We start from the raw sequence: 10,187 nt of genomic DNA on the forward strand, positions 1-10,187 counted from the left end.
TAGCTATGCTAGCTTTGAATAATAAACTGTTGCTCTGCTGTCATCCCTGGCGATTAGCTGGCTGGGGCTGCGTTTTATCTGTCTTGTTGATCCCACTTGTTGCTATGCAGTTCACAACAGAAGTGCAATGGACAGGCGGAGATTTTTTGGTCGCTGCTATTTTGTTGTGTAGTACGGGGCTATGTATTGAACTGGCGGTCAAGTATGGCCGAAATGGCGCAGCCAGAGCGGGCTGGGCTTTGGTTGTACTGACATCTTTGCTGATGACCTGGCTGAATCTGGCCGTTGGTATTATTGGTAGCGAAAATAACCCGTTGAATCAAATCTATTTTTTGGTGGTAGTTCTTGTAGTTCTGGGCTCCTTGTGGGCCAGATTTCGGCCACAGGCTATGAGTCGTGTGTTGTGGCTGACTGCAGCTGCCCAAATGGGCATTGAGTTGCTGATCCAGCTGACTGATAGCGGCGCAGCTCCTGTGCTAAATACTGCTTTTGCATTGCTGTGGTTGCTGGCTGCTGCTTTATTGCGGTATTCACCAGCGCTGTCATCTGCAGTTAAACCTGAGGCATAATCAGAATAAATCTCAGGTTGAAGTTACAAAAGAGAACATAGCTTTATGACGGTACAGCGGTATTGTTTTACAGATTTTGTGCTGGATCCGCACGAGCGCCAGTTGTCCCGAAATGGTCAGAGACTGGAACTCAATGCCCGTTATCTGGATGCGTTGGTGTTACTGGTGCAGGACGCAGGCAAACTGGTCAGTAAAGAACGGTTTTTTAACGAGGTCTGGCAAGGACTGGTGGTGAGCGACGAAGCGCTGACCCAATGCATTCGCACTTTACGCAGGGTACTACAGGACAGTGCTGCTACCCCGGTTTTTATTGAAACTGTGCCTAAACATGGGTACCGCTTTATCGCTCAGGTTAGTGTCGAGGTGCCAGAAAGCACTGCTTCAGAGCACAGAGCGACAAATGCTGTGGTCCAGAGTAATAGTCTCAGTCAGGCCTTGTGGCATATGACTGGTCAAGGTGTGATGGGAGCCGCTCTGGCTGGTATGGCGGGGGGCGCTTTGTATGGCGTCAGTGCAGTGCTTGCCGGCTTGGTCAGTGGTCAGCAGTTGTTGTCCGTGCTTTTGGTTTTGCTGAGTATCACGACCTTAATTGCTATTTTGGCTGGCGCAGCGCTGTCGGTGTCCTTGTCTGCGGTCAGCTTATGGCGGCGTAGTTTCTGGCTTTTATTACTGGCAGGTGGTGTTGCGGGAGCGGCTATCGGTGCTTTTGTCAGTGTATTATTACAGGAAACCTTAGTCTTGTTTTTTGGCCGTAGTCCCAATCAAATCACAGGCGCAGCCGAAGGATGGCTCGTGGGTCTGGCTGCTGGTTTGAGTTGTTGGCTTGTATCTACGACAGAAAGCAAAATCCGGTTTTTTTACGCTGCCGCGCCTGGTGTTCTGGCAGGGCTGGTGCTCAGTGTAACAGGAGGCGTGTTGCTCGCTGGTAGTTTGATCCAACTGGTGGCTGAGTTTCCTCAGAGTGGCGCAGCGGCATTAGCAGAACTTTATGTAGGTGACGCTGCAGCGCGGCAGAGTCCATTGCTTGTATTAAGTGCCATGCTTGAATCCAGTCTTTTTATTGCTGGCCTCACCCTTGGATTGGCGAGGGCACGAAGAAGCTTTAAAGCATCAGGCCACTGATTTAGCTACGCGGTACTTATCTCCGCGGTACTTAGCTCCGCGGTACTATGGACGCAGGTTTTGGCAGACTGAATTGATAGTCAGAGTTTTGGTACGAAAGCGCTATCGCTCTTAATGTGCCTTGCTGGTACAGTTTCTGCCAGGCTTTACTAAGTTCTTCCAGTTGTTGCTCTGACAAAGTACCTCTGTTAAAGCCAAAATACACCGGGCTTTGATACACCTCAAACAGAGGTTCTAAACCGACAGTGGACAAGTTAGCCTGCTTTTTCCAATAGTGATAAGCCACTATATCTTCCAGCACACCATGCACACGGCCATTCAGCAGCAGCGCCTGCTTATCTTCATTGCCACGAATAAAGACAAAACGAGTACGATTTTTTGCATCGTTTAAAATGCTGTCCAGCTCATCGCCATAATAAGCGCCATTGAGCAGGGCGATAATACCTGAGGTACCGCTGCGTTTGAGTTGGGTCAAGTTGGTTAAACCCGGGAAAGCCTCTGTTTTACCCACCAGATAAATAACTTCTTGCTGATGTGGGCCAATAAAAGCAAATTGTTTGCTACGCTCGGCGTTGTAACTTAAGTGGCTTAATACATCCAGCTCGCCCTGTTCGATCAGCTTTAACGACCTCAGCCAGGGGCTATGAATAAATTCCAGACTGCATCCCACTTCCTTTGCCAAGCGGGCCAGCAACTCCACATTTAGTCCACTCCAGCTTTTTTCCTGCTGAATAATGTAAGGAGCAAAGCTGGTTTCAATGCCCATACGTAAGGTGCAGCTTTCAGTGCGGAAGCTCAGCAGTAAACAGACGAAGGCGGCAAGAAAAAGCTTCATAAAGCCCTTAACAAGACAGCGAAGGAATAACTGAACTATATACGCAGCAACGAAAGCTTGCCTTTCGGCTCTAACATTTTTGCGAAAGACGGTTAGATTACTGCGATAAAACCGGGCCACAGAGCCAGACCAGGGTTGAGGCCAAATTCAGCAGACAGCGCCGAACTTTAGATGTTTCAAGATTAGAAAAACTATATAAATGAATCGGTTATATCCCATCACTATTTTCCTTCTGTAACCAACTTGTAAGCCAAATGTAGTTGGCCTGTCATTTAGAGCCATTACTTTAATCCGCTGTTCCCTTCACTCAGATGGATTTTAGTCATGATGTATTCCACGCAAAAACAATTTAAAAAGAAGATGTTAAGCTCATTAGTCTTGGCAAGTTTAGCCAGTGGCGCATTCACAGTTATGGCGGCAGAAGGCGATGAAGCCGCCATAGAGCGTATGACAGTGACCACGCAAAAGCGGGTGCAGTCGATTCAGGAAGTGCCTGTCACTGTAACGGCCTTTAGCGGTGAAATGCTGGAACACTTAGGTATTGCTGATCTGGACGTGTTGTCTGATATCACTCCGGGTTTAGTGATTCAGGAGCAAAGCCCAAACAACCCGGGTTTCGTCATTCGTGGCATTACCTCAGACAGCGGCTCAGCTCAGGCGTCCCCGCGGGTTTCTGTCTATTACAACGGCACAGATATTTCCCGCTCACGGGGTTCTTATTTCGAACTTTTTGATATTGAACGGGTTGAAGTAGTGAAGGGGCCACAAGCGACTTTATTTGGTACAGCAGCTTCTGTCGGTGCTTTAAGTGTCACCACCCGTAAACCTCAGGAAGAGTTTGAAGCCGGTGTGACTTTAGGAGCTGGTAATTTTTCAGCAAAAAATGTGAATGGTTTTATCACGGGTGGCGAGCAGAAAGTACAAGGCCGCTTAGCTTTTACTTATAAAGAGCGTGATGGTTATGTCGACAACATTGCGCAAAATCAGCCGGACTTGCATGGTATTGAGCGTACCGGCATTCGCCCATCGCTGCGTTTTACCCCAAATGAAGATTTAACTATCGATCTGGTCTACAACTTTGAGAAAAATAACGACACAGGCACAGCCTTTAAAAGCCGTCGTTTTGCGCCTACAGGTGGCGATACCAGCCCTTATAGCTTTGTCGAAGCCAGCGGCAGCCCTTTAGCCCAACAAGTATTTGGCAAGTCTGATCTGGGCGTTGAACGTACAGTGAAAGATTTAAACTTAACGGCCAACTGGGATTTAAGCGAGCACTGGCAGTTAACCAGCATCAGCGCCAAACGTAGTTTTGATTCACTGGAAGTGTTTGATGCAGACGGTACCCAGGCCTGGTTTTTAGAATTTGCCGAAGATGCGGTTGGCGATCAATTCAGTCAGGAACTACGACTGAACTACAGCGGCGACAAACTTAATAGCTTCTTTGGTGTCAGTTACTTTGACGAAGATGGCTCTCAGCTGGTGCCTTTTAGCACTGAAGAATCTATTTATCTGAACTGTGCCGGCGCTTTGGCCGCGTACAAGCAACCTTGTATTAACCCCAATGGCACAGTAAATATCCTGACGCCATTGCTCACTCAGGGCCAGATGCAGTTGTTGCCTTATCAGGGGAGCTACCAAAACTTTGGTGAAAACACTGCCTATTCGGTGTTTGCTGACTTTAGTTATGCAGTGACAGAACAGCTGGAGCTGACTGCAGGTTTACGATATGTCGATGAAGATAAAACCAGTGGTTACACCTCAAACTTTGCTAATTCGTTCCTGACAAAAGCACCGCTGCTGCCAGTAGTTTCAACCAATGGGCAAATTTTTAGCGCCGAAGGCAGCTTCGACGCCTGGTTACCACGTTTTAACGCGCTGTATCGCTTAAACGATCAACTGAATGTCTACGCTACTGTTTCAAAAGGCCGTCGTTCAGAAGTCATGGACGTGGCTTCTGTGAAAGGCGCGACAGGTGCAGTTCCACGGATCAAAGAAATTCCGGCCGAGTATATCTGGAACTACGAAGCAGGTATCAAAGGCAGCACTGCAAACAACGAGCTGCGTTATGCGGTATCGATGTTCTATCAGGATTATCAGAACTTCCAGGTCAGCCTGCGTGATGATGCGGGTAACACTTACACAGCCAACGCTGGTAACGCGAAAAATGTCGGTATAGAAACCGAGCTGAGCGTCACATTAACTGAGAACCTGGACTGGTTTGCCAACCTGGCCTGGATTGACGCCAAAATTGATGACGACAGCAGCAACGGTAACTTAGCTGGCAACAGATTCCGCCTGCAGCCCGAATACACTGCAGGCACTGGCCTGATGCATAGCTACGAACTGGGCGGCGAATACAAACTGAACAGCTCATTGGTGTATAGCTTCCGTAGCGATATTTTCTTTGAAGAAGCCAATGCGCCTGTTGCAGGTTTTGATATTGCTCAGGGCGCTGTGCAGCTCACCAGCTTGCGTGTTGGGCTCGAGAACACACAGCAAGACTGGGCTGTGACTTTGTATTCCAGCAACTTATTTGATAAAGAATATCTGGTGGATGCGGGCAATACAGGTGGTGCCTTTGGTTTCCCAAGCTTTATTCCAGGTGCGCCAGCATTTTTTGGAATTGAGTTCACCAAAAGCTTTATGTAACAGCTGTTAAAAACCAAAGCTGCGATAGGAGAGGGCCATACAATTCAGGCTTTCCCTGCCGCAGCTTTCATTATTTTCCATTCAGACTGTTGATCTGTTTTTTAGGAGCCTTTGATGCGCCTCTTTCCTATATCCTTTTTCACCTTAGCTTTATCCATCACAGGCGGCAGCTTGTTGCCTGGCCATGCCACTGCGAATACTGTTGCTACAACAGCCGCAGAGCAGCTGTATCAGCCACAACCTGCACAAATGCAACCGCAACTGGCTACAACAGGAAAACAGCAAGTAGGTGTGACTAGTTTAGGTATCATCAACCCAGCGCAATTTGAATCGCCACCAATAAACTAGACACTTCCCAGCCGTTCTTGGTAACGGTTTTCATACTCTACCGGTGACAGCAGATTATTGGAACCATGTTTCCGTTTACTGTTGTAAAACATTTCAATGTAATCAAACACATCACTTCTGGCCTCATCACGCGTCGTGTAGACTTTCCGCTTGATCCGCTCTCGCTTTAACAACTGGAAGAAGCTTTCTGCCACTGCATTGTCATGACAGTTTCCGCGTCTGCTCATGCTGCCTTGTAAGCCATGAGTTTTCAGGAATGCCTGCCAGTCATGGCTGGTGTATTGGCTCCCTTGGTCGGAGTGAACCATCACCTGTTTTTTAGGCTGACGTCGCCACACGGCCATCAGCAATGCGTTCAGCACAATATCTTTGCTGATTTGGGAATGCATCGACCAGCCAACAACCTTGCGCGAGAACAAATCCACAACCACAGCCAAATACAGCCACCCCTCATGCGTGCGGATGTACGTGATATCAGTTACCCATACCTCGTCAGGCACTAACGGATTAAACTGCCGCTGCAAGCGGTTCGGCGTAATGATATGGCTGTCCCCCTTACGTGATCTGGGTTTGCGATATCCAACCTGTGCTTTAAGCCCTTCGGATTGCATCAACCGGTATACCCGGTTAATGCCGCAAGACTCGCCGAAATCACGTAAATCAGAATGAATTTTACGGTAGCCATACACACAACCAGACTCCAGCCAAAACTGTTTTATTAATCCTGTCAGCCGCCGGTTTGCTTTATCGCGTTTCGACAGCGATGCCTTACTCCACGCATAGTATCCACTGGGATGCACATCCAACATGTTACAAAGCCAGCGCACCGGCCAGCTGTCGCAGTGTTCTTTAATGAAGGCGTATCTTAGTCGGACAGCTTTGCGAAGTACGCCGCGGCTTTTTTTAGAATGTCGCGCTCTTCGGTGGCTCGCTTCAGCTCTTTTTGCAGTCGCTTAATCTCGGCCTGAGCGTCAGCCAAATCATTATGCTGTTGTTTGTCAGGACCGTACTTTTTAATCCAGGCGTACAGGCTGTGCGTGGTGATATCGAGCCGTTTGGCAACATCCGCAACTGAATGGCCGCGATCAACGACCTGCTTAACTGCTTCGATTCTGAATTCTTCGGGGTAACGTTTACTGCTCATAGGCACCTCTCTTTGAGTTAGTTTATCTAACTGAAAGGTGTCTAGGAAATTAGTGGCGATTCAATTAAACCTGTTGACCCAACAAAAACAAGACCGTGAAATGCTGCTGGAACTCTGGTATCCGGCAGAAAAAACTCTGCCAACTGGTGCTTTAGCGCAGCAAGCCACTTATGACAATGTGACCAAAAGCCATCAGCCTTTCAGTATTCAGGCCAATGCACTGCGTGATGCCAAAGCCAAAACTGATCAGAAATACCCGCTGGTGGTGCTGTCTCATGGTTATGTGGGTTACCGAACTCTGATGTTTTATCTGGCTGAACATTTAGCCTCGCATGGTTATGTGGTGGCCGCTATTGATCACCCGCAATCGACCAATGCTGAAGTGGATGCCGTCAAGGCACCTTATGCTGGTTTTCCAGCTACTTTGTACCATCGCTCTCGTGATCAGCAGTTTGTATTGTCTTACTTTCGCGAGCATCCAAAGGCATTAGAAGGTGTGATCAATACTAATGCAGCCGCTGTGATTGGTTATTCAATGGGCGGTTATGGCGCTATCAATACAGTAGGGGGCTGCTTTAACTTTACCGAGCAAAGTGTGCAAGCCTTTACCGGCAGTAAAGAACAGGCAACTAACGCTGCATTAAAGCAATTGCTAAATAGTTGTGCCGGTGGGCAATACCCGAAAACTCCGGATAAGTTAAAAGTAGACCCAGCCTGGAAAGCTGCTATTGCCATAGCGCCCTGGGGAGGTCAGCATAAGTTGTTTTCAGCCGACTCGCTGGCAGCTATCAAAGTGCCTATGCTGTACTTGGCTGGTGATCAGGATGATGTGTCAGGTTATGAAGGTATACAGTGGCTGTATAATCAAACTGGCCGCGAAGGCCGCAACAGCAAATATATGCTGACTTATCACAATGCCCGTCACAATATTGCCCCTCATCCTGCTCCAGCTATAGCACGGCAAAACAAACTGGACTTTGCTCATTACCACGACGCCAGCTGGTCGGCGCAAAGCATCAACGACATCAATAAACATTTTGCGTTGGCGATGCTGGACTGCCATGTTAAAGCCATCAGCAAACAATGTGAGTACTTGAAATTAGCACCAACTCCTGCCGATGCCGCAGCGAAAGCGACAGAAAACAGCAGTGGTTGGTTAGGTTTTCCTGCGCGTTATGACACAGGCTTGTCCTGGCAGTATCAATTGCAAAAGTAGCTTGCACTCATCGTAAAGCGGCAGTGCAACAGGACGCTCAAATCTGTCGGGGCACAGGGCAGTGCTGCTGTGCCTCGACAGATTAATGCTGAGCTTTGTTATGCTTTTGAAGTTAAATAGCTTTCAAAAACAATGAAATACCTTTACCTTTTATTCAGAGCTCGTTGAAAGAAATAAACGGTAAAAGGAATTGAATATGTTAGCTAAAGTATTAGGTGTGACTGTGTTTCTGCTGCTCAGTCAAAGCAGTTTTGCCTCCACCGCTGATGTAAGTATTAGTATCACTAAGGCTTTGCAACATGAAGCCCGCACTGCTGAAAATAAAAAACGTGACGCTGCAAGAAAACCCGAACAAACACTGGCATTTTTTGAAGTAACACCACAAAGCACTGTAGTCGAAGTCTGGCCTGGCTCTGGTTGGTATACCGAAATTTTAGCGCCGTTACTGGCTGAAAAAGGCAAACTCTACGCCGCCCATTATTCCGATAAGTTCACCTTTCTAAGCGCTGCCTATATGGAAAAAGGCCGCTCAGAATACAAAGCGAAACTTGCATCGCACCCCATCTATAAAAATGTCACAGTGACAGACTTTGCGCCTCTGGCGGATGTCGCCATAGCGCCAGCAGGTAGCGTCGATGCAGTGCTGTCTATCCGCAATCAGCTCTATCTGTTTGACGGTGAAACCTCGTTAAAACATGCCTTGGATAACTTTTATAAAGCGCTAAAACCAGGTGGCGTATTAGGGGTAGTAGCACCGCGCTTGCCAGACAATATGCTCAATACAGACTGGAAGAAAACTGGTTATGTGCCAGAGCAGTTATGGTTAACACTGGCCAAAGAAGCCGGATTTAGTTTTGAAGCGAGCAACGATATGCTGCTGAACCCAAAAGACACTGCTGATCACCCATCAGGTATTTGGTCTTTACCACCCACTATGGCTGGCACTGAAGAAGAAAAAGCCAGGCATCTCGCCATTGGCGAAGTAAACCAGATGGTGCTGAAGTTTAGAAAGCCGCGGGAGTAGGGCTGTTGTTATTGCTTATGTGACTTGGGGTCGATGATGTGTAGGTTGCACTCGCCGCAAAGCGGCAGTGCAACATGGTGTTGGCAATTTAACGAGCTGGCGAAAGTGGTCTTTAGCAAGTAAGGCTGCAGCGGAAAATGCATAGTCCACGCAGACACGCCGTAAATACGTCCATGTAGGCTCGCGTTTCGCTATCCCTGCGAAACATGGTCTGCTTTGAACTATACCTTTCCTCGCTTTTGCAGATTTCGTTTTTGTTCCATTTGCCGACGAAGCTCATGTTCCGTGACGGACATTAATTAAGGGCCAAATGGCCTATTCATTGTGGTTCATATGAGCTGTTATTGCAACTTCAGCACAGTCGTTGTGAAGTTACATCATTCTGAATTTGCATAAATCGAACGATTCGACTATTTTGAGCGATAACTTGTCCATTTTTGGAGCCTGCCGTGATTTCATTAACTGCAAATGAAGCGAAAACTAAGTTTGGCACTATGTTGCTTACTGCCCAATCCGAGCCCGTAGAGATAGTGAAAAATGGTACTTCTGTTGCATTTGTAATTTCAGCTAAAGAATATAAAAGGCTGGAAGATATGAAAATGGAGCTGGTAAAAGCTCGTTTTCAGAATATCAGTGAAGAAGATCTGCAGGACGGTCAAAGCTTTTTTGATGAATTGGATTCCGGAAAATATGACTGATGGCAAAAACTCCATTTTTACTTCGTGGCCATGCCAGAGCTGATTTGGTGGCTATACGTAAATACACAGTCGAAACCTGGGGTAATGATCAGTGGTTGAGCTACAAAAAGATTCTGCTGCAAAAGCTGCAAAGCCTTGCTGATCATCCGGAAATGGGAATTCAATTAAAAGACGTTGCTGACAATGCCTATAGGTTTCCGCTAAAAGATCAGGTCGTGTATTACCTGAAGCGAAAATCAGATGTGGTTATTGTCGGTATATTGTCCAATAGCATGGCCCCTGAGCAGCATTTATTGCGCCAGCAGGATTTAACTCAGGATTAAGTTCTATTTTCTTAAAATTTTACCTCTTGGTGTATTCTCCCTAAATTCACGAAAAACCCAATAGGCGTATGCAACTCACTGTGGCAAAATCAGTTTTATACCCGTCGTCTTTGAAGCTGCAGCTTTGTTGACTGCGCCATTTCGCCCAGTCACATAGCTTGACTATGCTCCTGGGGTCTCACTGGCTTGTAGCTTCTTTGCATCTTCAAGTCACTAAGGTATATAGCTTAAACAGCAAACGAATAAAGACTAACGGAGT

General features: G+C 47.2%; 10 protein-coding genes. 8 read left to right on the plus strand and 2 right to left on the minus strand.

Annotation, left to right across the window (positions count from 1 at the left end):
* Positions 1–5: 5 nt before the first annotated feature.
* Both EK374_RS08445 and EK374_RS08450 read left to right on the plus strand, forming a co-directional pair.
* On the plus strand, positions 6–569 hold the full coding sequence (locus EK374_RS08445) for a hypothetical protein (RefSeq protein ID WP_127021942.1): 564 nt from the start codon (positions 6–8) through the stop codon (positions 567–569).
* 45 nt (positions 570–614) lie between these two features.
* Complete coding sequence (locus EK374_RS08450) at positions 615–1,691, plus strand: winged helix-turn-helix domain-containing protein (protein ID WP_127021944.1); 1,077 nt, start codon at positions 615–617, stop codon at positions 1,689–1,691.
* A gap of 31 nt (positions 1,692–1,722) precedes the next feature.
* Here the strand turns inward: EK374_RS08450 and EK374_RS08455 are convergent, their stop codons facing one another.
* A complete protein-coding gene (locus tag EK374_RS08455) occupies positions 1,723–2,526 on the minus strand; it encodes a substrate-binding periplasmic protein (RefSeq protein ID WP_127021946.1) in 804 nt (267 codons plus the stop codon).
* A 324-nt stretch (positions 2,527–2,850) separates the two neighbouring features.
* Here EK374_RS08455 and EK374_RS08460 point away from each other — a divergent pair, with 324 nt between their 5' ends.
* Together EK374_RS08460 and EK374_RS08465 are read left to right on the plus strand one after the other, a co-directional pair.
* Complete coding sequence (locus tag EK374_RS08460) at positions 2,851–5,175, plus strand: TonB-dependent receptor (protein WP_127021948.1); 2,325 nt, start codon at positions 2,851–2,853, stop codon at positions 5,173–5,175.
* Between the two features lie 114 nt (positions 5,176–5,289).
* On the plus strand, positions 5,290–5,523 hold the full coding sequence (locus tag EK374_RS08465) for a hypothetical protein (RefSeq protein WP_127021950.1): 234 nt from the start codon (positions 5,290–5,292) through the stop codon (positions 5,521–5,523).
* Here EK374_RS08465 and EK374_RS08470 read toward each other — a convergent pair.
* Positions 5,520–6,667 (minus strand): IS3 family transposase gene (locus tag EK374_RS08470; RefSeq protein WP_127019341.1). Its coding sequence is split into 2 segments (ribosomal slippage): positions 5,520–6,430 and positions 6,430–6,667, totalling 1,149 coding nucleotides; the frame shifts between segments, so codons are not numbered across the junction. The two genes, EK374_RS08465 and EK374_RS08470, sit on opposite strands and share 4 nt — an antisense overlap.
* Positions 6,668–6,719: 52 nt before the next feature.
* Here EK374_RS08470 and EK374_RS08475 point away from each other — a divergent pair.
* The 4 genes from EK374_RS08475 to EK374_RS08490 all read left to right on the plus strand — a co-directional run bounded on the left by EK374_RS08475 (position 6,720) and on the right by EK374_RS08490 (position 9,928).
* Positions 6,720–7,883: an alpha/beta hydrolase family protein gene (locus EK374_RS08475; protein WP_127021952.1), complete on the plus strand. Its 1,164-nt coding sequence runs from the start codon at positions 6,720–6,722 to the stop codon at positions 7,881–7,883.
* Positions 7,884–8,079: 196 nt separating this feature from the next.
* Complete coding sequence (locus EK374_RS08480; RefSeq protein WP_127021954.1) at positions 8,080–8,907, plus strand: class I SAM-dependent methyltransferase; 828 nt, start codon at positions 8,080–8,082, stop codon at positions 8,905–8,907.
* A gap of 449 nt (positions 8,908–9,356) precedes the next feature.
* A complete protein-coding gene (locus EK374_RS08485; protein ID WP_127021956.1) occupies positions 9,357–9,605 on the plus strand; it encodes a type II toxin-antitoxin system prevent-host-death family antitoxin in 249 nt (82 codons plus the stop codon).
* Positions 9,605–9,928 (plus strand): type II toxin-antitoxin system RelE/ParE family toxin, encoded by a 324-nt coding sequence (locus EK374_RS08490; protein ID WP_127021958.1) that lies wholly within the window; start codon positions 9,605–9,607, stop codon positions 9,926–9,928. Before EK374_RS08485 ends, EK374_RS08490 begins: the two co-directional genes overlap by 1 nt.
* The last annotated feature ends 259 nt before the right edge of the window (positions 9,929–10,187 follow it).

Origin of the sequence: Rheinheimera mangrovi (assembly GCF_003990335.1) — a bacterium.
In the GTDB taxonomy this organism is placed as follows: domain Bacteria; phylum Pseudomonadota; class Gammaproteobacteria; order Enterobacterales; family Alteromonadaceae; genus Pararheinheimera; species Pararheinheimera mangrovi.

What these genes read in the sequence shown, in the direction of transcription:
- EK374_RS08445 (WP_127021942.1), top strand. Translation starts at nt 6, where the DNA reads ATGCTAGCTTTGAATAATAAACTGTTGCTCTGCTGTCATCCCTGGCGA.
- EK374_RS08450 (WP_127021944.1), top strand. Translation starts at nt 615, where the DNA reads ATGACGGTACAGCGGTATTGTTTTACAGATTTTGTGCTGGATCCGCAC.
- EK374_RS08455 (WP_127021946.1), bottom strand. Translation starts at nt 2,526, where the DNA reads ATGAAGCTTTTTCTTGCCGCCTTCGTCTGTTTACTGCTGAGCTTCCGC.
- EK374_RS08460 (WP_127021948.1), top strand. Translation starts at nt 2,851, where the DNA reads ATGATGTATTCCACGCAAAAACAATTTAAAAAGAAGATGTTAAGCTCA.
- EK374_RS08465 (WP_127021950.1), top strand. Translation starts at nt 5,290, where the DNA reads ATGCGCCTCTTTCCTATATCCTTTTTCACCTTAGCTTTATCCATCACA.
- EK374_RS08480 (WP_127021954.1), top strand. Translation starts at nt 8,080, where the DNA reads ATGTTAGCTAAAGTATTAGGTGTGACTGTGTTTCTGCTGCTCAGTCAA.
- EK374_RS08490 (WP_127021958.1), top strand. Translation starts at nt 9,605, where the DNA reads ATGGCAAAAACTCCATTTTTACTTCGTGGCCATGCCAGAGCTGATTTG.